The organism is Pseudovibrio axinellae (assembly GCF_900110875.1).
Lineage (GTDB): Bacteria > Pseudomonadota > Alphaproteobacteria > Rhizobiales > Stappiaceae > Pseudovibrio > Pseudovibrio axinellae.
Map to the genome: position 1 here is coordinate 69,991 of NZ_FOFM01000006.1, position 23,807 is coordinate 93,797.

The 23,807-nt window shown below is 50.8% G+C and carries 21 protein-coding genes and 1 other RNA gene; 7 read left to right on the top strand and 15 right to left on the bottom strand.

What is annotated here, in order from left to right; all coding sequences use genetic code 11:
* Window positions 1-7 precede the first annotated feature (7 nt).
* From BMZ51_RS14015 to BMZ51_RS14035, 5 genes are all read right to left on the bottom strand, one after another.
* Window positions 8-1,732 (bottom strand): peptidoglycan D,D-transpeptidase FtsI family protein, encoded by a 1,725-nt coding sequence (locus BMZ51_RS14015; protein WP_068002442.1) that lies wholly within the window; start codon window positions 1,730-1,732, stop codon window positions 8-10.
* A 9-nt stretch (window positions 1,733-1,741) separates the two neighbouring features.
* Window positions 1,742-2,095 carry a cell division protein FtsL gene (gene ftsL / locus BMZ51_RS14020; protein ID WP_068002445.1) on the bottom strand — a complete coding sequence of 118 codons (354 nt, stop codon included), beginning with the start codon at window positions 2,093-2,095 and terminating at the stop codon, window positions 1,742-1,744.
* A 3-nt stretch (window positions 2,096-2,098) separates the two neighbouring features.
* Entirely contained in the window at window positions 2,099-3,136 is a 1,038-nt protein-coding gene (rsmH, locus tag BMZ51_RS14025) for a 16S rRNA (cytosine(1402)-N(4))-methyltransferase RsmH (RefSeq protein ID WP_175485034.1), read from the bottom strand.
* The gene (locus tag BMZ51_RS14030; protein ID WP_068002451.1) at window positions 3,136-3,606 is read right to left on the bottom strand and encodes a division/cell wall cluster transcriptional repressor MraZ; all 471 of its coding nucleotides are present in this window, start codon (window positions 3,604-3,606) and stop codon (window positions 3,136-3,138) included. Before BMZ51_RS14030 ends, rsmH begins: the two co-directional genes overlap by 1 nt.
* Before the next feature lie 671 nt (window positions 3,607-4,277).
* Complete coding sequence (locus BMZ51_RS14035) at window positions 4,278-5,504, bottom strand: MFS transporter (RefSeq protein ID WP_068002454.1); 1,227 nt, start codon at window positions 5,502-5,504, stop codon at window positions 4,278-4,280.
* Window positions 5,505-5,572: 68 nt separating this feature from the next.
* On the opposite strand from BMZ51_RS14035, the gene BMZ51_RS14040 reads away from it, so the two are divergent.
* On the top strand, window positions 5,573-5,995 hold the full coding sequence (locus tag BMZ51_RS14040; protein WP_068002457.1) for a helix-turn-helix domain-containing protein: 423 nt from the start codon (window positions 5,573-5,575) through the stop codon (window positions 5,993-5,995).
* A 41-nt stretch (window positions 5,996-6,036) separates the two neighbouring features.
* On the opposite strand, the gene pepT is transcribed toward BMZ51_RS14040, so the two are convergent.
* The 3 genes from pepT to BMZ51_RS24315 form a co-directional block, all read right to left on the bottom strand.
* The gene (gene pepT, locus BMZ51_RS14045) at window positions 6,037-7,278 is read right to left on the bottom strand and encodes a peptidase T (RefSeq protein ID WP_068002461.1); all 1,242 of its coding nucleotides are present in this window, start codon (window positions 7,276-7,278) and stop codon (window positions 6,037-6,039) included.
* A gap of 91 nt (window positions 7,279-7,369) precedes the next feature.
* The gene (locus BMZ51_RS14050; protein WP_068002464.1) at window positions 7,370-7,990 is read right to left on the bottom strand and encodes a LysE family translocator; all 621 of its coding nucleotides are present in this window, start codon (window positions 7,988-7,990) and stop codon (window positions 7,370-7,372) included.
* Between the two features lie 130 nt (window positions 7,991-8,120).
* Window positions 8,121-8,309, bottom strand: a complete 189-nt coding sequence (locus tag BMZ51_RS24315; RefSeq protein WP_074882110.1) for an SUMF1/EgtB/PvdO family nonheme iron enzyme — start codon at window positions 8,307-8,309, stop codon at window positions 8,121-8,123.
* Between the two features lie 139 nt (window positions 8,310-8,448).
* Here BMZ51_RS24315 and BMZ51_RS14060 point away from each other — a divergent pair, with 139 nt between their 5' ends.
* A complete protein-coding gene (locus BMZ51_RS14060; protein WP_074882112.1) occupies window positions 8,449-9,165 on the top strand; it encodes an ArsR/SmtB family transcription factor in 717 nt (238 codons plus the stop codon).
* Window positions 9,166-9,248: 83 nt separating this feature from the next.
* Complete coding sequence (locus BMZ51_RS14065) at window positions 9,249-9,692, top strand: YqfO family protein (RefSeq protein ID WP_068002471.1); 444 nt, start codon at window positions 9,249-9,251, stop codon at window positions 9,690-9,692.
* Window positions 9,693-9,917: 225 nt separating this feature from the next.
* Here the strand turns inward: BMZ51_RS14065 and BMZ51_RS14070 are convergent, their stop codons facing one another.
* From BMZ51_RS14070 to pdxR, 3 genes are all read right to left on the bottom strand, one after another.
* The gene (locus BMZ51_RS14070) at window positions 9,918-10,682 is read right to left on the bottom strand and encodes an alpha/beta fold hydrolase (protein ID WP_082825555.1); all 765 of its coding nucleotides are present in this window, start codon (window positions 10,680-10,682) and stop codon (window positions 9,918-9,920) included.
* A gap of 102 nt (window positions 10,683-10,784) precedes the next feature.
* An RNA gene (gene rnpB, locus BMZ51_RS14075) (RNase P RNA component class A) lies at window positions 10,785-11,180 on the bottom strand.
* 44 nt (window positions 11,181-11,224) lie between these two features.
* Complete coding sequence (gene pdxR / locus BMZ51_RS14080; protein WP_208979480.1) at window positions 11,225-12,658, bottom strand: MocR-like pyridoxine biosynthesis transcription factor PdxR; 1,434 nt, start codon at window positions 12,656-12,658, stop codon at window positions 11,225-11,227.
* A 224-nt stretch (window positions 12,659-12,882) separates the two neighbouring features.
* Between pdxR and BMZ51_RS14085 the strand changes: the two genes are divergently transcribed.
* Entirely contained in the window at window positions 12,883-13,596 is a 714-nt protein-coding gene (locus tag BMZ51_RS14085) for a pyridoxamine 5'-phosphate oxidase family protein (RefSeq protein ID WP_068002473.1), read from the top strand.
* A gap of 154 nt (window positions 13,597-13,750) precedes the next feature.
* Here the strand turns inward: BMZ51_RS14085 and BMZ51_RS14090 are convergent, their stop codons facing one another.
* The 3 genes from BMZ51_RS14090 to BMZ51_RS14100 all read right to left on the bottom strand — a co-directional run bounded on the left by BMZ51_RS14090 (window position 13,751) and on the right by BMZ51_RS14100 (window position 15,964).
* A complete protein-coding gene (locus BMZ51_RS14090; RefSeq protein ID WP_068002476.1) occupies window positions 13,751-14,248 on the bottom strand; it encodes a lytic transglycosylase domain-containing protein in 498 nt (165 codons plus the stop codon).
* 268 nt (window positions 14,249-14,516) lie between these two features.
* Window positions 14,517-15,275: a peptidoglycan recognition protein family protein gene (locus BMZ51_RS14095; RefSeq protein ID WP_068002480.1), complete on the bottom strand. Its 759-nt coding sequence runs from the start codon at window positions 15,273-15,275 to the stop codon at window positions 14,517-14,519.
* Entirely contained in the window at window positions 15,272-15,964 is a 693-nt protein-coding gene (locus tag BMZ51_RS14100) for a J domain-containing protein (RefSeq protein WP_068002483.1), read from the bottom strand. Before BMZ51_RS14100 ends, BMZ51_RS14095 begins: the two co-directional genes overlap by 4 nt.
* A gap of 337 nt (window positions 15,965-16,301) precedes the next feature.
* Between BMZ51_RS14100 and BMZ51_RS14105 the strand changes: the two genes are divergently transcribed.
* Window positions 16,302-18,380, top strand: coding sequence for a putative bifunctional diguanylate cyclase/phosphodiesterase (locus tag BMZ51_RS14105; protein ID WP_208979481.1), 2,079 nt, complete (start codon window positions 16,302-16,304; stop codon window positions 18,378-18,380).
* Between the two features lie 102 nt (window positions 18,381-18,482).
* Entirely contained in the window at window positions 18,483-19,382 is a 900-nt protein-coding gene (locus BMZ51_RS14110; RefSeq protein WP_068002486.1) for a DoxX family protein, read from the top strand.
* A 39-nt stretch (window positions 19,383-19,421) separates the two neighbouring features.
* Here BMZ51_RS14110 and BMZ51_RS14115 read toward each other — a convergent pair whose 3' ends face one another.
* Window positions 19,422-19,964 carry a winged helix DNA-binding protein gene (locus BMZ51_RS14115; protein ID WP_068002489.1) on the bottom strand — a complete coding sequence of 181 codons (543 nt, stop codon included), beginning with the start codon at window positions 19,962-19,964 and terminating at the stop codon, window positions 19,422-19,424.
* A 230-nt stretch (window positions 19,965-20,194) separates the two neighbouring features.
* Between BMZ51_RS14115 and BMZ51_RS14120 the strand changes: the two genes are divergently transcribed.
* Window positions 20,195-23,800, top strand: coding sequence for a hydantoinase B/oxoprolinase family protein (locus BMZ51_RS14120; RefSeq protein WP_068002492.1), 3,606 nt, complete (start codon window positions 20,195-20,197; stop codon window positions 23,798-23,800).
* Window positions 23,801-23,807: the final 7 nt, after the last annotated feature.

Below are 23,807 nucleotides of genomic sequence, written 5' to 3' on the forward strand. Positions count from 1 at the left end.
CTCCTGTCTAGTTCCGGTTCTGATAGGAAACCGGAATTGTCTCCGCGTCGTCTGCAAAATCAGGTACCACGCCCAGCATGGGCGCAATTCTTCGAATAATAGATGCAGTGGTGGGCACAGCGTTCCAGCCAGCAGTGGCGTAGTGCTGCCCTTCTACTTTTTGCGGCTCATCCAACGTAATCAACACCAGGTATTCTGGATCTGACATCGGGAAGGCGGACATGAATGAGTTTAGATATAAACCCTCCACGTAACGACCATTGACGACCTTTTGCGCCGTACCCGTTTTTCCGCCAACATCATACCCCGGTACAGCGGCCCGCCGCCCGGAACCTCGCAGCACATTCTCACGATTCAAATAACGAAGGATTTCACTGGTCTCAGGCGAAATCACTTGCGTCGCCAGCTCATCGGCTTGCTCTTTGGTACGAGGCAGGAACGTCGGCTCGATATACTTACCGCCATTGACGAGGGTCGCACCTGCGACAGCCATTTGTAGCGGAGTGACACCCAATCCGTGACCAAACGAAATGGTCATTGCGGCAAGCTCATTCCATTTTGGAGGCAACAACGGACGCGCTACACCAGGCATCTCTGTTTTCATTTTTTGCGTCAGGCCAATTTTCTTCAAAAATTCCTGCTGAGCGGGAACCCCTGCCTTCTGCATCATCTTGATAGTGCCAATATTCGAGGAGTAGATAAACACCTCAGGCACAGACAAAACACGGCGCTTACCATGGTAGTCATCAATCTTTTGCCGCGCCACGCGAATGGGCTTCGTCGCATCAAAGCTATCTTCCAGCTTCACCGTCCCGCTATCAAGCGCCATAGCAACGGTGATCCCTTTAAAGATCGACCCCATCTCAAACACACCGCCAGTCACGCGGTTCATACGTTCTTTTTCGAGTGCTTGCTGACGGTTATTGGGATCAAAATCAGGAAGTGAAATCATAGCAATGACCTCACCTGTATCCGCCTTCAAAACCACTCCCATGGCCGCTTTAGCCTTGTAATACTCCATAGAGCGGCGCAGCTCATCACGCACCGCGTGCTGAACACGCAGATCAACGGAGAGTTCAACCGGCTCCATCATCCGGTCCTGCGTAAAGCCAAGCTCCTGAAGGTCTTTCAACCAAGCCTGATCGACATATTTCTCCATGCCGGACAGACCCTGATTGTCCACATTCACAGTTCCTAGAATATGGCTGACCGTCTGCCCACCTGGATAAAACCGCTTATTGCTTTGACGGAACCCAACGCCCGGAAGCCCCAGAGCATGGATCGCCTGGCGTTGCTCAACACTGATCTCTCGCTTGAGCCATGTAAACAACGCATTACTTTCAAGGCGCCGTTTAATCGTCGGGTTATCCAACTCGGGCAACACAGAGATCAGGCCATCGAAGACTTCATCTTTATCGGGAATTTTGCGTGGCTCAGCATACAGCGCAGCACTCTTGATATCCGTCGCAAGGATTTCTCCGTTGCGATCAACTATATCCGGGCGCGCTTGAGCAACAGTATTTTGGGCAGCCAAAAACCGCTTTGCCGGGTCACCATCTTGCAAGCCAAGCAAAATAAGCCGACCAGCAATTGCCCCATACACAAGCACAAAAATCGTCATAGCAAAGAAAATACGAGAACGCCCCGGACCACGAAGCCGGATCGCACTTGTACCGTGCTTCTTAATGCTACTGGTGCGCCTCAAAAAAGAGCTATCAGCTATTTTGGCCACTAACCCCTCCTATTGTACGGACGTAACGCGACTGGCGTAACCGCTCATCGCATCAGCAGAAACCGGTTCCATCAACACCGGCTTTACAGGCAGCGCACGCAAGGTCGTAATCTGCTCTGCGCGCAATGGCTCCAGCTTCAAAATATCGTTATAGCGATCCACAATGCCCTGCAGACGTCCAGGCTGGTTCAATACACTCCACTGCGCCTTATAATAGCGGATTTCATCCTTTTCCTTGGAGATTTCAGCGGAGAGCTGACGCACCTGATCGGCAAGGTTCTCGTTGGACATCTTGATGTCGTAAACGAGCGCAGCGCCAATAACCACAGCAACAACAAAGAACAGATTGATGAAGCGCAGCATCGCCTAGCCCCCTAGTCCGTGGAATGAAGCAAGACGCGGAACGCCCGCACTATGAATATCTAATGGACGCGCTGGCGCATCAAGACGTCTGCCCGCTCTCAAACGAGCAGAGCGTGCACGCGGATTATCAGCAATCTCCTCAGCACTGGCATCCTGATTGCCTTTCACGATGTACTCAAAGGTAGCAGGCGGTACATCCATCTCCGGCATATGACGCGACCCGCCACTGCGGGTTTTGCATCGATCAGCAAGGAACCTTTTTACGATGCGATCTTCCAGACTATGGAACGTCACAACAACAAGGCGCCCACCCGGTCGCAAAATGCGCTCAGCCGCAGCCAGAGCGCCCGCCGCCTGATGCAGCTCACCATTCACATAAATGCGCAAGGCCTGAAATGTCCGCGTAGCAGGGTGAATACTGGCCTTCTTCGGGTTCCGCTTCACCACCTTTTCAATAACGCGAGCAAGCTCAAGCGTCGTCTCAAAAGGTTTCTCTTCGCGCGCCTGACAAATGGCATGGGAGACACTGGAAGCACGCTTTTCTTCACCCAACATCCCAATAATACGCGTCAGGTCCCGCCGTTCCATGGTGTTGACCACATCCGCAGCGCTTGGTCCATCCTGCTCCATACGCATATCAAGCGGCCCATCAAACCGGAACGAAAACCCCCGCTCCGCCTGATCCAGCTGCATCGATGACACACCAAGGTCCATCACCACACCATCAACGGCATCATAACCAAGCGCCTGCGCATGATCGGCAAGATCGACAAACTGCCCATGCACAAGCTTCAAACGCCCGTCAAAGGCCTGCTCCATAGCGCGACCGTCGCGGATCGCATCTGGATCACGATCAACGCCAATAACACTAGCCCCTGCTTCAAGAAACTCTCTGGAGTAACCACCGGCACCAAACGTGCCGTCAATAATCACATCACCCGGCGCGGGGGCCATTGCCTCCCGCACCCGTTCCAGAAGGACTGGGATGTGACGTGCTGGTCCGCCAGCGATACCGGATTTTTCTCCGTCGCCGCCCGTCATCATAATGCCCCTCCGGCTGTTGTCCCCGGCGCCCCGCCGGAAGACAATACTGCAAGCGCCCGCTTCATGGCCTCGTCGCGGTGCTTGGCGAACCTCACAGGTTCCCAAATCTGAAATTTAAAGCCCTGCCCGACAAACGTAACTTCACCGTCAATACCAGTGTGGTTTCGGATCATCTCAGACAAAACAATCCGCCCATCACGGTCAATCTTCAGGGTTTCACTAGCACCGTAAAGCGCCGTGGACAGAGCATCGTACTCCAGCGAAAGCGTTGAAAACGCATCTAGTCGTTTTTGGATTTCTGAAGTCAGGCCGTTTCCTCCTGCATCAACCGCCTCCTGAAAAGGAGATGGGAAACAGTAAAGACCCTCAAAACCGTCTTTCGCCAACGCCGCGCGGAAGGGTGCAGGGATCGATACACGACCCTTAGCATCCACCCGGTTGGTGAAGTGCGAAACAAAGCCAGTCATGGGTCCCCTCTTTGCAGGAACCAGATCTTTTAGATCTGACACCGGCACAACATGCGGCCCTCCATCTCAGGAAAAGCCCGCACTAAAATCAGCCAAGAACAAAAATATTACTGAAGTACACACCGGAATTCCCCGGGAGCCTATGGGATACCATGGGATAGCATGGGTCGTCAATGAACCCAATCACCCAAACCGAAAAGAATACCCCTTAAGATCTGGTAGTTATCACCAATTATGGTAAACGAAGTATTGATAAGGATTTACGCAGGGTCTTCTAGTCGTTAGCGACGCTCGAACTGCGCCTACAACCCAGAGTACCCACTGCTTTTGGAGATAAGGCGTATAAAATAGGGTCAACTTTCCTGCGGAAATTCAGCCCGTCACGCCCCGAGCAAAACGTCGATTTACAGCCCGAACCATGAGATCCCATCAGCACCAGACAAAAAGTGGGGCGCTTTCCCATAGCAGCCCACACCTGCCCAAAAATTCAGAGCCACCGCTCTGACATGACCAAAAAACTGATCCTGAATGTTTTTGCTGATGGGTGCCTACCACACAAACAAAAGAAGCTGGCAACCTCGCCAGCTTCTAAACCCCAAAGACAGTTCACATCTTGGCAGGGGCTAAACCCTACCCCAAACACAACCACCTTACATACGAATATGAGCAGCCTACGAACCAGCAAGGGCCTTAGGCATTCTAAAGACACCACTCCAAAGGCGTGAACTCAAAGCAACTATCGCCATCATCGTCAGGGCGATCGAGACAATCTGAAATGTTTCCTCAAATCCAACAGCTGCAATGAGCGGTATGCTAACGAACACGGAGAGGAATTGTCCTAAAAAGACCGAGGATGTGAGAACACCACCCGCCATGCCACGCCGCGCAGCAGGAGCTATGAGAAGGGCAATCGCCGAGAAATTCGGCATTGCAAGTGCATAGCCAGCGCCAACCGCTGCCCCGCCGAGAAACACGGCATAGTCTTCCTGCACAGTAAGAACGAACAGCCCCAGCGCCATAAAGCCAAACCCAAGGACAAAAGCCCCACCGTACCCGATCTGCGACTTTATCCTTCCGTAAAGCAACGCAGCAGTGCCACCGCTAAGCATCAATACACCCAGCGCAGCACCCGTGACGCTCGCGCTTTCAAACCCGCGTGCCACTAAAAAGAAAGGCAACTGCGTCGGCATAAGAAAGAACATCATATTCGTCAGCATCTGCACAACAGCCAAAGCAGCAATCAACCAAGCCCACGCAGGGTGCCCATCAGATTGCACTTGTGTCACATTTTCCGTTTTCGGCTTTTGCAGACCAGGCTCAACAATATATCGCCATAAAAACGGCAGATAGAGCAGAGCCAGCCCATAAACGGCAAAGGGCAGCCTTGGTGACGTAACGGCCATCACCCCAGCAGCCGTGATAAACACCAAGCCACCAAAATTACGCGCAGATGTTTGAAGCCCCATCAGAGCGCCGCGTTGATGGCCCGTGAAATAATCTCCAATCAACGCAGTTTGCGCTGTCATCACCATTGCGACGGCCACACCCAGCGCCAGTCTGCCCATCAGCATTGACATAAGGCTTGGCATGAACAGGCCCGAGCTGCCAGCGACAATGAACAAACACACGCCGGCCAGCAACAAATTTCTCCTGCCATACCGGTCAGCAACCAACCCGGAGAGCGGCGCAAAAATCACCACCGTCAACGACGGCGCTGAAACCAGAAGGCGCGTCAACAGCGCTGCATTTGGCTCATGCATGAACATTTTTTCCAATCCAGCCAACGCCGGACTTATGGTCGCGTTTGCCATCACAGTCAGTGTTGCAGCCAGAAGCAAAGCAATCCCGCGCGGGTCGCGCCACACCGGTTGCTCACACACTATTCCTTGCTGTTTCATTTGGATCCCTCTTGCAAAATTACTCAGTTGGGATCATGATACGACTTCAAGTCAACTTGAGGTCAAGTATGAAACTGCTGGATATTGGAGAAATTACTGAGCGCTCCGGGGTAAAGCCTTCAACCCTGCGCTATTATGAGGAAGTTGGCTTAATCCAGTCCGTCACAAGACACGGCCTTCGCAGGCAATACGAACCGCAAACTCTGACAAAGCTCTCCCTCATTGCATTTGCTAAGTCTGCGGGGTTTTCGCTCGCTGATATCCTGGGAATGTTCACTGACAACGGTCAGCTACAATTCCCTAGAGACCAGATACGAGCGCGGGCCGACCAGATTGACCAGCGCATCAAAGAACTAACAACATTACGAAATGCTCTTCATCATGTCGCCGACTGTCCTGCTCCCTCTCATTTAGAATGCCCCTCCTTCCAAAGCCTACTCAAGGCGACAGGAAAGAGAAGTCCGGCAAAGAAAAAGCCGCCGGCCAGATAGCCAGCGGCTTTTAAAGTCTCACATGCTGAAAAAACGGCAGCTTACTTTGCAACCCGCTCAACAAGTTTCAGGCAGACCTGCGTTGCAAGCGCCATGTCCTGAACACTGATCCACTCAAGCGGCCCGTGAATCTCCTGCATTCCAGTAAAGATATTTGGAGTAGGAATGCCTTCTGCCGTTAATACAGAGCCATCAGTTCCACCACGAATAGGCTTGGAAGAAACCGTAAGCCCAACATCTGCATACGCAGCTTTTGCCAGATCAACCGGGGTCATATCCTCACGCAACCAGTGGTGCATGTTGCGATATTGCTGTTTGACGTCGCAGGTGATTGTGGCGCGCGGTTCAGTCGCTTGTACAGCAGCACAGACTTGCTCCAAAAGATCTGCTTTTGCTTCAAGGCCTTCCAACTCAAAGTCACGTAGAACGAAGTGCAATTCAGCCTCAGCAGCCGTGCCCTGCATATCGCTTACAAAGATGAAGCCTTCTCGGCCATCTGTTGTTTCCGGCGTCATCGTTGCTTGCGGCAAAGTAGAGATGATCTTCCCTGCAAGGTGCAACGCATTGACCAATTTATTTTTCGCATACCCGGGGTGCACAGACACACCAGCAATTTTAACAACGGCACCATCAGCACAGAAGTTCTCGTAGTTCAGCTCACCAACTCTGCCGCCATCCAATGTATAGGCAAAATCAGCACCAAAATCTTTTGCCAAATCATCATGAACACCGCGCCCGATCTCTTCATCAGGCGTAAACGCAATGCGCAGCTTGCCATGCTTGATATCCGGGTTTGCCAGCAAGTGACGGGCAAGAGACATGATGATAGCAACACCTGCCTTATCATCAGCACCAAGAAGCGTCGCACCACTGGCGGTGATAATGTCATCGCCAACCTTACTTGCAAGATACGAGGACACTTCAGGCGACAACGAAAGTTCAGGTGCATCAGCAAACGAAATCACTGCACCATCATACTCACGATGAACAACCGGCTTCACACCAACAGCATGATACGCCGGAGCCGTATCTACATGCGCCACCAACCCAACAACTGGTATGTCGCCATCAACTGTTGCAGGAATGGTTGCAAGCACAACACCATACTCTGTCAACACAACATCGCTGGCACCAATTTCCATCAGCTCAGCACGCAGTACATGCTGCAAATCAAGCTGGATCTGCGTACTTGGAGAATCCGGGCACGTTTCATCACTCTGCGTATCAATAGCAGCATAACGCACCAAACGCTCTTCAAGCTCTCTGTCGAATTCGGTTCTCATAAAAGGTCTCCTTGCAGTTCCCTCTTATTTGCGCGAAGCCCCATCAACTTTCAAGTTGGAACACTGCCATAAGAACAAAAGCAAACCGCTTTTACCGCACCTCACTCGCAATTTTCCCTGCAAACCCAAAAAGAACGAAACCCGATAAAACACGAAACCGGCGATACCGCGCCTGAGTGATAAAACGCGCCCGCAACAACGAGGCCAACGCAGAATAGCCACTCAAAGACAGGACAGAGATCCCACAAAATGTTGCAACCAGAATGCTCGCCTGTGGCAACAGTGCCAGCTCAGAGCTCATGACTTGCGGGAACAGCGCAACAAAAAACAGGATCGCTTTGGGATTGGTCACCGCCAGCAAGAAAGCTTCCCAAAAGAGTGTCAGTCCAGAAACAGAAACACTGACATCACCTGACAAATCAATCTCCTCGCGCTTGAAGACAAACTTCAGCCCAAGCCACACCAGATATCCAACGCCCAACCATCGGAACAAGCTCCATAAAATCTCAGAGGTAAGCACGAAGCTCACCACACCGCCCGCGCAAAATGCACCTGCAATCGCAAGCCCCAGCGTATTACCTAGGATAGTCGGGAAAACCCGCCCCATCCCCAACTGCGCAGCCCGTCGCACCGTGTTGAGGATCGCTGGCCCCGGCGTGACAATATTCGCCGCAGAAATCAGTACAAATGAAACCCAAACCCAAAAATCCATTTTTGTATCCCGTTGTATACACATTCAAATCTTGGGTACTTGAACGGATTGAAACAGTCAACCTTACAAGACGATTTCAATATTTATCTCAGATCAAGGCTCGCCTTCTCAACAAGCGAAACAAACAGCCTTACCTTATTGACTGCGTAATACGAAAACCCAGATCCTTAACACCAAAAGCTGGACGACTACGCCACCTGCTGGTGGCAAGGCAGCCGCGCTCATCATCAGCCCAAATACCACTGTTGGACACGCGGTAGTCACCATAAACAGCTGGATCATAAAGATCCCAACACCACTCCCAAACATTGCCCAGCATATCGTAGAGCCCAGACTCATTCGCTTCTTTGCACCCAACAATCTACGCAGTTCCAGCCGAATTTCCAGCAAACCACGCGACATCTTCAAACGCACCATATTCTCTGGTGATTGCTGCACTCTCACGTTAGTGTACAAAGATGAGTACTGAACCCAGATTTGATATAATCGGAGCTGCACTAGCTGACCCCAGCCGCTCCCGAATCCTTTGCGAAATGATGGATGGCCGAGCGTTTACCAACAAAGAACTAGCGTGCGCCGCCAATGTAACAGCTCAAACAGCGAGCGCACATCTCAAGCAACTGGAAGCAGCAGGATTGACGGCATCTCTTCGCAGCGGCCGCAATGTTTATCACCGAATTTCAAGTGCTGAGGTTGCTAGTATTTTAGAAACTCTGGCAGGCCTGTCACCCACAGATCACCTACACCGCGCTAAGAACAGAAACAAACCTGAAGTTGACGCCCTGCGCGCACGTAGTTGTTATAACCACATTGCAGGCAGGCTCGGCGTATTGATTACAGATCAGCTCATCACAAAAGGAGCTTTGCTATTACAAGGTGACTCGGCTTCAGTTACCCCTGAAGGAGTGGCATTTTTTCACGCAATCGATATCAATGTGCTGAATATAAACAACACTAAGAAACCTGCTGTAAAACTCTGCCTCGATTGGACCGAACGCCGTCACCATATATCCGCCCCCCTGGCAACAGCCCTTATGGATAGGTCTTTAGAGAAGAAATGGTTAGAGCGATGCAAAGCGAGCCGAGCGCTTAAAATAACGGCTCTTGGATATGAAGCCTTTGACCGAGATTTTGGGATCAGTCACGACAGTCTTGAAGGCATATCTCTTACCTAACAGTTCGTTCGGGACCGAACTGTCTGTTCTCCCTTTTGCAGTCAAATTCAGTTATCTCAAATGAGAGATAACCGGAGAACAAAATGCCCCTTCCAACCCTAAAAACCAAAAGATTTACCCATGAACATGGCTTAAGAATTACTGTTCAGGCTCCAGAACCAAGTGCCCAGAATATCATAGACCATCTATGCAAGATCACGTCATTAAAATATGGCGATTATGATAGCGTTACCTTTAAAACTGCCGCAGGAATACAGCAGTTCCGATCATTGGGAAGTGGTCGCAATGCAGCGACAACGGATGCTGTCGAAGTGCCATGTATCGAGTTGTCTTTCTTCTTAGAAAACGACGCGGCTCTGGCAGAGCAGGTAATTGAAGAAATCTATTGCAGCCACCCCTATGAAGAACCTGTCATCTTCGTGGAAAATTGTTTGCGGACATTACACATTCGCGGCATGGATGAGGGTAATCCAAATAGATTTTGGAATTCTGCGCCTGCCGATTGGGTCCCAGAAGAGCACAGATAAATCAGCTAAAACCAAAGCACATTATCAATGTGCTTTGGGCGGCTATAGCGAACGCGAAGAACATCGTATTTACTAAGATACAAGTGAAGGTAGTCCAGTAAGGGCATTTCCTCAGAACAAAAGGCGAAAACTTTGGGCGAATTCCTTTCACAGATATAGAGTAACCACTATGGAAGCAAATCTGGAGCAACTTGGGAAACCAGTACACTTCGCTGTAAACGAAAATTAAAGTCGGAGCGCCTGAAGCGTGGAATAATGCTCTGCCCCCTCCACAATGTGTAATTGTCCATCTGTCGGCAAAGCTTCTTTTATTGCATACACCATTTCGATAGGTGACCATGTATCAGCGGACCCGTGCCAGAGTTCTGTAGGGCAACGGATGCCAGTCAGTACAGCAGACCAATCAGACACATAGGCCTTCAAGTAAGCCCCATAAGTATCGGGATGTTTAACAAGGCTGTTTGCCAGTCCTGCACGCAGCACTCCAGAAACCTCAGGTTTTTCTATAAGTTCTTTTTCCTTCACCCCGCACTTTGCAAAAAGTCGGTTCAGCAAAAGCGCTGGCCCGATCCGAAAGAAAAGCCCTTGAAACGCAATTAGAAACTTCAGCAAACGAGGTTTAAACTGCGCCACCTTGAACACAGGAGCTCCGGCAGTTTTGGGCAGGAAGTCGCCAAGACCAAGCGGAGCTGCAGCTGAAACGAATGTGAGCTTTGCCACCTTATCGGCCCGTGCACCAGCAATATGTGCCGCAGCCATCGTTCCAATCGAAAACCCAATAACGTGGATCGCGGCTTGATCTCGACCAGCAGTCATCTCATCAAACTGCTGAACACAAGCCTCTTTGGGGTCCCCTTCCACATCAAGCAGATTGGGAGCAATAACCTCAACGCCAGATGGCAGGCTATCCTGAATAAAGGCAATGTCATGTGCACTTCCTGGAATGCCATGGCAAAAGTAGATCACTTGGGAGGGTTTAGAATCCTGCATGATCTGACTATATAAAAACATCGTAATATTGTCGACATATGTGCCAACAATCACGTTCAGCAGACCTGTGCCAAAAACACAGGCGTCCATGATGAAGAAATAAATACCAGTCGGCCTGTAAGCCGGGTTTTGTAAGGCACAGGCTGTTACACCCATACGCGACGGCAATTCATCTGGGATGCCCATTACTGAACACCTCTAGCGACCAACCCGGGCGGTCAGGTCTAGAAACATGACTGGAAGTAAACTTCCGCGCCGCCCCTATTCGGTCTTGCTCCCGGTGGGGTTTACCATGCCGTTTTTGTTGCCAAAAACGCGGTGGGCTCTTACCCCACCCTTTCACCCTTACCAATGCATGCACTGGCGGTATACTCTCTGTGGCACTTTCCCTAAGGTCACCCTCGCCGGACGTTATCCGGCACCGTGTTTCCATGGAGCCCGGACTTTCCTCCACTGCGGCCTTTCAGCACTTGCAGCAGCAACCGTCCAGCCGACTGGTTCGCATGAACTAAGGAGCCTACGGAAAAAGGTCAAGCAAAGAATTACAGTTGCACACGCTCTGCCGACAAGGCCAGCGCTTTGTGAAGGGCACCCACGAAGCGCTCACGCTGCTTTTCACTGGCCTCAGAAAACCCAACAACCAAGCCCTTGCGAGGCGCTCCCAAATAATAAACAGAGAGCGGGCTAACCCCAAAGCCTTGTTGGTTCATGTAGTCAGCAACCGCAACATCATCAACCTCTTCAGATAGATACATAGACATTTGCAACCCGCCCGTTGGCATCGAAACCCCAACTTGATTGCCTAAGCCCGCGCTAAGCAACTGGCATAAGGCAACACCATTTTCATGGTATGCACTTCGTATCTTGTTCAAGTGAGCACGAAAGTACCCACTCTCAATAAAGTCAGCAAACGCCAGTTGTACATGCACATTTGCAAGCGAACCTAAGGCTCGTTGTGCCAATTCCAACTCTTTCACACGCTCTTTAGGAACCACTGCATAGGCAAGTCGGATTCCCGGCATAAGTGACTTGGCTGAAGTTCCGATAAAGATCACCGAGTGCTGGTCACTCAACCCCTGAAGCGCAGCAATTGGCCGCCCCTCAAACAAAAACTCACTGTCGTAGTCATCCTCTAAGACGACCGCCCCTTTTTCCTGCGCATGCTTGAGAAGCCTTAGACGCTCACTCATTTCCATACGCCGTCCAGTTGGGTACTGGTGAGAGGGGGTCACATAAATCAAAGAGGCACGTTCAACCTGATTTATTTCTGAAAGAGGCTGCACATTAAGGCCAGCAGACATAAATGCGGATCGGGCCCCAAGATAACCGGGCTCCTCAATCAGCGCCACATCTCCCTCATCAGTAAAACAATGCGACATAAGCGAGAGAGCAGATTGCACTGTGGGAAATGCAAACACTTGTTCGGGCGAACACACGACCCCTCGCTCTTGCGCAAGATACTGCGCCAGAACACGCTGAAACTGCGGGATACCAGAAGTATATTCATAGCCAAGCGCATCACCATTGAGCAAACGGGCGGCACGGCGCAGACTGCGGGCCCATTGTTCCTTTGGAAACAGCTCTCTAGAAGGCTCGCCCGGTTGCATCAAATTCCCACGCCCAGATGCGCTGGAGTACCGATGTTTGAGGGCAAACCGCTTGCCTCTGGAGGACAACGCAGGCGCGCTGTCATGAGCTAGACCTTCAACAGCCCCCCGCTCAACCTGTGGCAACGCAACAACTTCTGGCCGCGCCCCGGAACGGACATCAACCAGCCCCTCTGATCTCAACAAGTCATAGGCCGTGTTGATTGTGTTGCGTGAAACAGAAAGGCTCACAGCCAGTTGCCTTGAGCTTGGCAACCGTTCACCTTCCGGAATTCGTCGTTTCAGGATCGCATCGCGAAACTGCTGATAGATCTGACTAGACAGCGGGACGCTCAGCTCACGATCAATCATCACAATAAACTCAAACAACTGGCACCCCAAACTTAAAATAAGCGGATCTATATAAAGAACCAGTTTTATCAAAAATACATGTCAACGCAACCTGCCCTGTCTCACAACAACAAAGAAACAGGGCGTTCTGATGAAAAAACCCGACAAACTGATGGAGCTTATTTGCTTCAACAGTTTGTCGGGCCAACTGGTCCCATATTGCCGATCATGCTCAAAACCGGGGACCAGAAACGGTTAAGACAATGACAGATGAAATGACAGACGATATCGCTCCAACAACGCACACCTGCAGCAACAAACCGCCCAAGTATGCACGTGTCAGAAACAGCCTTCGTGCCGAGTATGACTGGGATACAATCCTGCCTATTCTTAATAGTTCTCTCGTGGCGCATGTGGGTTTCATTGATGAAGATCGCCCAATCGTCATCCCGATGGCTTTTGCAGTGATCGACCGCACCATCTACATTCACGGAGCCAAGGCGGCGCGCATCGTGAAGAAGTTGAGTAAAGACTCCAAAGTATGTCTCACCTTTACTCACATAGATGGCATCGTCGCAGCACGCTCTGCTTTCCATCATTCCGTTAATTACCGAACTGCAGTTATTCACGGCTTCGCCCGCCTCGTAAATGATAAGCAAGAAGCTTGGGATGCGCTTAAAGCGGTCACCGAGCACTTACTTCCTGGCCGGTGGGAGGAAGCCCGCCCGATGACTGAAAAAGAGCAAGCCGCAACCGGCGTTATTGCTGTAGAGATCGAACACGCCTCAGCAAAAATCCGCCAAGGTGCACCCATCGACGACGCACCAGACTACGCGCTTCCCTATTGGGCTGGCGTTATTCCGGTAACGACATCACTTGGGCAACCAATTGACGATGGAAAACTACTGGAGGGTGTAAAGCAGCCTGCTTCACCTGTGAGAGCAGCACGAAAGTTCGCACAATTTTCGGGGAATTAGCCTAAAATTTTAAGAATTGGGATGGTTGACTTTGCCCGGTCAACCATCCCTTTGTGTCCTTGCAGACAGACTGACCGTCGGTCAGACATTCATAAAACTCTAGGTAACTTTGAAGGAGAACCTACAGGTTCTATTCAAAATATGCAAGTTGCATTTAGCTGCGAGCAATAATTGCTTTCACGCGCTTGCAGTACTTAGCACTGATCCGGTTCATTCGCTTAGCATAGTGCCCAGCGTTATAGCGTAGGATTGTTCCGCACAAATCACCACCAGCGCGCTTATAAGCACCAGCAAGATAGCGCATGCCCCACTCCAGGTTGTTTTCTGGAGTATAGAGAGCTTTGGTTGAGCCCCGGTAGCCCATGCCACGCGCTGTTGACGGTTTAATCTGCATCAGCCCAACTTCACCGGCAGAGCCGCGAGCTTTTGCATTAAAGTTACTTTCCACTTCAACAACAGCTTTCGCAATGTGATGCGGCACGCCGTGCTTCTTAGCTTTTTTCTCAATCAACTTAACGTAGCCGCTTTTCTTTGTTGCAGCTTCTGCATGATCAGAAAAGACGCTAGTATTTACAACGCCACCAAGCATAACACTTGCTGCAAGAGCGGGGATTACTACGGTATTTTTTATTTTTGTAAGGTTCATCTTCATTTCCTGGCAACCATGTTTTGAGCAAGGGCTTTATCTTCAGAAGATGAGACGAAAATCAGACAGGAGAGATCACGAAAAGTTACAATTTTAATGTTTAAAAACTGGCATAAACCTTAATTTGTGGCAGAAAATAGGCTGGTATAGGACATACCAGCCTTACTTAGGGATATTTTTAAGCAAAAGGAAGACGTTCCCCTACGTAATCAAAATATCCTCTAAGTACGTATCACTACGTATTTTAGTAGAATTTCAAGGATATTTATCACAATTATAGGGTTTTTAGCCCTTTTAGCAGGCCATGCAGCGTGGCAATCGTCTGCGCATCTGCAATTCCATCAACTTTTGAAGGCCGAAAATGGCGCTGGAATGCCTCAACCACGTATCTGGTCTTCTCATCAAACACGCCGCTGACCCCAAGCTCATACCCATAAAGCCCCAGAAGCGACTGCAAGGCTTCAATCGGTTGCCCCTCGTCGCCCTCCTGAAAATAGCTAGCGGATTCGATGTCCAGCGGTTCTATAAAGTGACCGACACCAGCTTCAGCAAGTCTCCCCCATGGGAAATGTCGTCCAGGATCTTGCTTTCGCATTGGCGCAACATCGGAATGACCAAGCACCCGCTCTGATGTAATGTTGTGACGCGCACAAATATCCTTGGCGAGCGCTATAACAGTTTCGATCTGAACTTCAGGATAAGTCTGCGTTCCACCTTCCCGATCACCCAGATTGGAAATCTCAATCCCGATGCTTCTGGAATTCAGGTCGCCCTCGCCTTTCCAGCTTGAAACGCCAGCATGCCAGGCACGGCGGCTTTCAGGTACCATCTGCGTAACCATGCCCATTTCGTCCACCAGATAGTGACAGGAAACCTCCGAACGCGGATCGCAAAGCCAAGCAATCGCCTTTTCTGCACTTTCCATCGCGGTATAATGCAGGATCAGCATGTCCACATTCGAAACACGACGTTCGTTGTGGTTGGGCGAAGGGCGAAGGCGCGCAGGCACTGCGCATTCAGATGAAACGCTCATATTCCTCGTTCCGCGCAGACTTGCTCATACGCTTTATTCAATGCAGCCAATCGATCACTGGCGATTTTGACGAATTCTTCAGGGACGCCCCTACCAATTAAGCGGTCAGGGTGTGTCTCTCTAACTTCTCGCAGATAGCAGGAGCGCACTTCTTCATTGGTCGCGCTCATATCAATACCCAAAACCAGATAAGGGTCTCCGCCACCGCGCATATGCCGCGCTTTGATTTGCGAAAAGCCCACAGGGTCTATTCCAAAAATTTCAGCAATACGGTTTAGGTAGGCGAGTTCTCGCTCATGAATAACGCCATCTGCTTTGGCTATATAAAAAAGCCCGTCGATCACATCAATACGTGTTGTCTCATCATCAGCAAACAGCACAGAGAGTTTGGAAGCATAGGTTTCAAAGCCAGCAACGTCCTGTTGGGCCAGGTGGAAAAGCCGCGCTACGTTCCGCTCTTCGCCCGCAGGCATTTCGAAAAGGTCGTAAAACGCGATGACTTCATCCTGCGTCACAACTCCATCGGCTTTTGCCATCTTGGCAGACAGAGCAATCATCGCGACTGTAAAAGCGACATTGCGACGGGCCTCACCAACCGATTGAATGAGCTGTTGCAGCCGATCCACCAATTGAACACCGCCAGCCTGCAGCGCGCCCACGATCCTGTCAAAACTGCCCCAAAAATTCATCAGCTTCTGCTCACTGTTCGACCTGCCTGCTAAGCTCCTCTAAACAGGCAGGAAATGAATAAGTCACTACAAATCAGGTTTATACCTAATAAAATATTTATCAATTCGAATAGTTTGTTTCCCTTGGGTTTTATCTACCCACGGCGATCTCAATTCGCTCATTACACAATTTCAATTCAAGGATCATCTCAAAATATTACTCCCTGAAACATATGGGTAATGTTTTACAGATAGCCTTCACGCCAACGAAATACATAATCACTTTACAGTGCAACTAATGACAGAGTTGCCTACGACCAACGCACGTAATCCTAGGCGTTTGGCATGGGGATTTTAAGTGGATACTATACCTCCACATCGCAAATTATTTTATGCCACCATTATAATTGCCATTATTGGGGTCATCGCGACCAGCTTTTACGCAATCGATCAGGCAACACTTTACTTTCTCTTTAAAGACCAGGCAGAGAGTGAGTTCGAGACTGCAAAGAGTATAATAGCAAAGCACTATCCCCTTGAGGTAGTTACTCAGGAAGACCCGGAAGCCCAACGAATTGCTTCTCAGTTAAGTTTCGGTCTGCGCGGTTCCAGCAGTTCCCAAAGACCGCAAACAGTGACATCAAGCTGGAAAATACCCGCGCTCAAAGCTCAGGCAGTGAAACACGCATTTGCCGAGCAGTTTGATGAGTTCGAACTCGTGATTGTGAACATTCCAGGGCGCCCACTTGCGGTCCATCCCCGTGACATGGACCGTCTTCGTGTCAACGCAATCCTGTCAGATCCGGCCACCTATCAGGCGTGGCACACATCAATCCAATCCCAACAGTTGGAAGTACACTCCAATTTTGATTTGTTTCAGTGGCAAATTCCTCAGTTCGGAGCTGTCATTCCTTATGTGGATGAAAAGGGAAATACCCGTGGTGGCTTTATCTTCTCCACAAAGCCAACCTTGAATACAGTCGTGTTTCTGGAAGTTCTTGCCTTTGGCTCTGCATTTGCTTTCCTGCTGGTCCTGATCGTTGCAATCGCATCCGTAATGTTTGCATGGAAAGGCCTGCATGACCGTTGGAAGACCTCCAAAACAATCCGGTTTCTTGCCCACAACGATCCCCTCACCCATCTACCCAATCGGGCCGTCTTTTCTGATGAACTCAATAAAGCTTTGCGTAAAGCATCGATCACAGCCTCAAACGTTTATGTCATTGCAATCGATGTCGATAAATTCAAAGAGGTCAATGATAACTATGGTCATGCAGCAGGTGATACATTCCTGCAAATAATCTCGGATCGACTTCGGCTCGTTTTTACAGATCACCTGGTTTCTCGCCTGTCCGGTGATGAGTTTGCGGTGATGATTGAGGGTGAATATACTGGCCGCGAGATTACCACTCTTGTTCAACGCGCGCTGGCAACCACAAATTCCAATTGTGTCATTGATGGTAAAGAGATCCAGATCTCTCTTTCAATGGGCATTGCTCAGGCGACCGATGCTGCCTGGCGGTCCTCCCGTTTGCTCCACTGTGCCGACTTGGCGCTTTATCGCTCCAAGAACGGTGGCCGCTCCATCTACACATGGTACGCCTCGAGTATGGATGAAGAACTTCAATTGCGCCGCGAACTGGAAGCAGAAATGGTTCGCGCACTCAAACTCGATGGTTTCTCCGTGGTGTACCAGGCACAAGTTGGTCTGGGAGACAACAAACTGAAAGCCTTTGAAGCCCTCCTGCGCTGGGTACATCCAGAAAAAGGGCGTATTTCTCCTGAAATTTTCATCCCAATTGCTGAGGACACAGGCCTGATTGAGGCACTCGGCGAATATGTGCTCAATAAAGCCTGCAATGATGCTGCTTTATGGTCCGACACAAGTTTGAAGGTCGCTGTAAATTTCTCACCTGCCCAATTCAAGACCGGAGAGATTGAACAAAAGATCTCCGAGGCCCTTGAAGAATCCGGACTTGCCCCTGAGCGCCTCGAGATTGAGATCACCGAAAGCCTTTTGATTGCCGACACGACAAGCGTCGTCAAGTCCCTCAAAAAAATCAGCAAGATGGGCGTGTCGATCGCAATGGATGACTTCGGAACCGGCTATTCTTCACTTAGTTACCTTTCGCGCTTTCCATTCAACAAAATTAAGATCGACCGCAGCTTCATTATGAATATCGGCAAGGACGCCCATACCGATGCAATTGTTGCCGCGATCATTGGCCTGGGCCGCTCTTTGGATGTGTTGATCACGGCAGAAGGTGTTGAAGAAGAAATACAGGCTAAGATCCTGCGTGCTGGGGGCTGTGACATCGTACAAGGCTACTATTTTGGCAGGCCTGCGAATGTTGACCCGGCAAACCCACATGCAAATATCCGTTGCAGTTCTGGTATTGAAGAGACAATACAGATCGAAACCGCAAGCACTGCGTAACCTCTCAAATTAGCCTAGCGGGAATAGCAGGATATCTCTGCTCACCCCCTGCACGTTACCTTGAAACAAATACCCGCGCATGGGATTCGCTTCGAGGTAGCTATGGCAGATAAAAGCAACGCAAATCCTGAGGGCATGGCTGAGCAAGACGACCTTGCAGAGACCGCTCGGCCCTTCCATTATCTGTCATTCTTCCAACTTCTCCAGTCCCTGATAACCGCTCTTTTGCTGGGTGTCGCCGCACTAATCTCGCTTGAAGTACTCCTGTCTCCAATTCCAGAATCTGCGTTGCATTCACTGCTCATCTGGTTGGCACTGGCATTCTTTTTCGTCGTCATTGTTGTGCCGAAAAACTTCACGCTCGGCTTTCTTTGCTTTCTACTCTGCCAGCTCATCGCGTGGCGCATTACCTCGCTTTACGGCGCGTATCTGCTCAGCTGGCCGCTGGCCTTTGCTTTCCTTGTTAATCTCATCTGGTTCCTAAGCACAATCCAGCGCAATTCCTTTGAGACGGCAGGCAGGGGCATCACTCTTTGGCAGTGGCAACTCACGTTCTTCAGGATGTTGATCGGTTTTGTGATGGTTCCACACTTCACCGATAAGCTATTCGCAGGCGCTCTTCCATACATGGAGCACGTAGAGTTTTTATCGCTGCTCGGCTATCCCGACCCTAACATGATCCTTGATATCTCCGGCGTAGCAGAGTTTGCCATTGCAATCGGCGTGGGTCTGGGCTTCCTCACACGCCTCTCTTGCTTCTTTGCCGCCGCCTTTATTTTGTTTGCTGCTTCACTCAGCGGCTCGCTAGAACATGGTTTTGTGTCATTTGCGACAGCAACTTCATGGGAGCTACCGCTCATTTTATTTGCGTCTTACCTCAGCTTTACCACCACCGGGGGTGGCGAATTCTCCGTAGACGGCGCCCTTCGCAGAACTGGGAAGGTACCAGGGTGGATCAAACTTCTGATGGGCGACACCAGCCTTGCTCAAAATGAGAATTAAACTGAATCATAACTCAGCAAGCGCCCCACGATAGCAATTTTACATTGCAGCAGCAGATCGCGCAGCCTGATCGTAATGCCCGGAAACACTACGCAGGACCGATGCCAGCCGGGATAGCTCAGCCTCATCCAACCCAAGGTCCTTCACTGGCTTGACGAGCAGCGCATCACGCAGTTGCTTATATGAAGCGCATAACTCTCGTCCTGCATCTGTGATTTCCGCAGTTTTCTCCTTACCGCGTTTACCAGATTGGATAAGCCCAGCCTTTTCAAGTTTCTTCAGTGCATATGAAACCGTATGCGTATCCTCAACATTGAGCACCAGACACAGGTCTGCCAGCGTTTTTGAGCGTTCCCGGTGATTCACCGAGTGCAGAACAAGTGTTTCCAATGGCGACAGCCCCTCTTGCCCTGCCGCGGCCATGCAACGCTCCATCCAGCGGTGATAGGCATGCACCATCATAGTCACGGCGAACTCGACTTCAGACAAAGCCGGCAGCTCGCCCGAGGCAAGGTGGGAGGAAGAAACCACAGGACCCACACCAGGCCCGTTAGAACCTTTTTTCACAATGGCGTTACTCATATTCACCTCTCCCAACCACCAGCAGGAAACACAGATTCGCTCGGCGTCACAAAACACAATGTCAATAACTTAGGTGGATTAAACAAGATCTCCTGAGAGACCATTCCACGAATATATAGTTACTTTTTGCTTCAGCAGGATAGAAAGACCTCATATTTACATTGACACTATGTCTACATTTTGTAGATGTATCACAGATTGATATATCCGACCGAGATGGGAACAAAAGCATGACAACGGGCAAATGGGACTTCTGGATTGATCGCGGCGGCACCTTCACAGATATTGTAGCACGCACACCACAAGGTGACATACGCGCCCATAAAGTTCTCTCCGAAAACCCTGAAGCCTACAAAGATGCGGCCATTCAGGGCATTCGTGATTTGATGAGCGTTCCGCAGGATGCTCGTATCCCGTCTGATCAAATAGCGACTGTTAAAATGGGCACGACAGTTGCTACAAACGCATTGTTGGAACGTAAAGGTGACCGCACCCTTTTGCTCATCACCAAAGGGTTCCGCGATGCTTTAGAAATAGGATATCAGGCCCGTCCTGATATCTTTGCAAAAGAAATCATCAAACCAGAATTGCTCTATGATCAGGTTCTGGAAGCAGACGAGCGCGTCCGGGCAGATGGCACCGTTGAAACTGCTCCAGAACTTGATCAAATCAAAACCCAGCTCGAAAAATCCTATGCCAGTGGCATTCGTTCAGTTGCGATCGTGCTCATGCACGCCTACGCATACCCATCCCATGAACAACAGGTTGCTGACATTGCAAGGCAAGTCGGTTTTCCGCAGGTCTCCGTCAGCCATGAAATCTCCCCTCTCATGAAGCTGGTTGGCCGCGGAGATACCACGGTTGTAGATGCTTACCTCTCCCCCATTTTGCGCCGCTATGTGAGCCAGGTGGCCAGTGAACTGGACATCGAAAACACCGACTGTCGCCTCATGTTTATGCAGTCTTCAGGCGGCTTGACGGATGCAACCTTCTTCCAGGGCAAAGACGCGATCCTCTCCGGTCCAGCTGGCGGTGTAGTTGGTGCTGTCGAAACCTCAAAAATGGCAGGTTTTGAAAAACTCATCGGCTTCGACATGGGCGGAACATCAACTGATGTCTCCCACTTCGACGGTGAGTTTGAACGTGCCTTTGAAACCGAAGTCGCTGGCGTACGTATGCGTGCTCCGATGATGATGATCCACACCGTTGCAGCTGGTGGCGGGTCTATCCTTCATTTCAAGGATGGCCGCTTTCAGGTTGGGCCAGATTCTGCTGGCGCGAACCCCGGCCCAAAATGTTACCGCCGTGGTGGTCCGCTGACTGTCACCGACGCCAATGTTATGACAGCCAAACTCAATGCGGATTTCTTCCCTAAAATCTTTGGCCCAAATCAGAATGAACCGCTGGCGGTGAACGAGGTCAAAGCAGCCTTCAACACGCTTGCAGCTGAGATCGGCAATGGCAGAACCGGCGAAGAGGTTGCCGAAGGCTTCCAGAAGATCGCGGTCGAGAACATGGCCAACGCGATTAAAAAGATCTCTGTGCAGCGGGGCTATGATGTGACCGAATACGCCCTGACCTGCTTTGGCGGTGCTGGCGGGCAAAGTGCCTGCATGGTTGCAGACAGCCTCGGCATGAAAACTGTTATTGTACATCCACTCTCCGGCATTCTTTCTGCATACGGCATGGGTCTTGCTGATATTCGCGCAACCCGCCAGCAAGCTGTTGTGCGCCAACTAAATGCTGACAATCTTTCCGCTTTGGAAGAGCTGGCAAACCGCCTTGCCGCTGAAGCCAAAACCGAGGTTGAAAACCAAGGCGTCCCTGAAGACGAACTCACAATCATACCGCGTGCACACCTGCGTTACGATGGCACCGACACCCCAATCGCGGTGACCTTGAACACCAGCGATCTTGACGCGATGATCGCAGCCTTCACGCGCAACCACATCAAACAGTTTGGTTTCGCCTATGAAAACAAATCCATCGTTGTGGAAGCGCTCGAAGTAGAAGCCGTTGGTGGTGGTGCAGGCCTTGAGGAGCCTGATCTGGCAGTCTCGCAGGAAGCACCTGCTGTTGCTCAGCAAACCAGATTTTATGCCAGTGGCAAATGGCAGGATGCCGCTGTCTTAAAGCGCGATGCCTTCCAACCGGGTATGAAACTGCAAGGCCCTGCCCTCATCATGGAACCACATGCAACCATCGTTGTGGAGCCGGGCTGGCTGGCGCAGGTGAACGCCAAAAACCATATTATCCTCACCCGCAATGTTCCGCTGGAACGCAACGTGGCGCTCGGCACCACGGCTGATCCTGTGATGCTGGAAGTGTTCAACAACCTGTTTATGTCCATCGCAGAACAGATGGGTGTAACACTGCAAAACACCGCCTACTCGGTCAACATCAAAGAGCGCCTGGACTTCTCCTGTGCTGTGTTTGACCAAAACGGTGCTCTGGTTGCCAATGCCCCGCATATGCCGGTGCACCTTGGCTCCATGGACCGTTCTGTTGAGGCGATCATTTCCCTCAACAAAGGCAAGATCAAACCCGGCGATGTCTACGCACTCAATGCTCCGTACAACGGTGGCACGCACTTGCCAGACATCACGGTTGTCTCTCCTGTGTTTGACGACGACAACAAGCAGATCCTGTTCTGGGCTGCCTCACGTGGTCACCATGCAGATGTGGGTGGGTCGGCTCCCGGCTCCATGACCCCGCTCGCCACCAAGGTGGATGAAGAAGGCGTCTTAATCGATAACTTCAAACTGGTTGATCAGGGCGAGTTCCGTGAAGAGGCGCTTATTGAGCTGCTCACCAACCACAAATACCCAGTGCGTAATGTTCACCAGAATGTTGCTGACCTGAAAGCCCAGATCGCCGCCAATGAAAAAGGCGTGCAGGAACTGCGCAAGATGACAGACCACTTCTCTTTGGCAACTGTGCAGGCCTACATGGGCCATGTACAGGACAACGCTGAGGAAAGCGTGCGCCGCGTCATTGAAGCACTTGTCGACAGTTCCTACGAATACGCAACGGATCAGGGTTCAACCATCAAGGTTAAAATCACCGTTGATAAGGACAAGCGTGAAGCCACCGTTGATTTCACTGGCACCAGTGAGATGAAACCCAACAACTTCAACGCCCCTGAACCTGTCACACGTGCTGCAGTTCTTTACTGCTTCCGTGTGATGGTTGAAGGCCACATCCCGATGAATGCCGGGTGCCTGCGTCCAATCAAGATCAAGGTACCAGAAGGCTCCATGCTGCGCCCGCATTATCCGGCAGCTGTTGTAGCAGGTAACGTGGAAACCTCACAGCATATCACCAACGCGTTGTTTGCTGCATTGGGTGCAATGTCCAATTCGCAAGGCTCGATGAACAACCTGACCTTCGGCAACGACACCTATCAGTACTACGAGACCCTGTGCTCCGGCTCACCAGCAGGGCCAGGCTTCAACGGAACGGATGCGGTTCATGTCCACATGACCAACTCACGCCTGACAGACCCGGAAGTGCTGGAGTTCCGCTATCCGGTGCTTCTGGAAGACTTCCACATTCGCAAAGACTCCGCAGGCAAAGGCAAATGGTCTGCTGGCGAAGGCACATCGCGCACCATCCGCTTCCTTGAAAAAATGGACTGTGCAATCCTTGCAAGCCACAGAACCATTGCCCCCAAAGGCATGCAGGGCGGCGAAGACGGGCAGAAAGGCCGCACCTATGTGCGCCGCAACTCAGGCCAGATGGAAGAGCTCAACGGCTGCGACCAGACCATTCTGGAAGCCGGCGAAGCCATCACAGTCGTCCCCCCAACCAGCGGCGGCTGGGGCACTCCGGGGTAAAATTTAT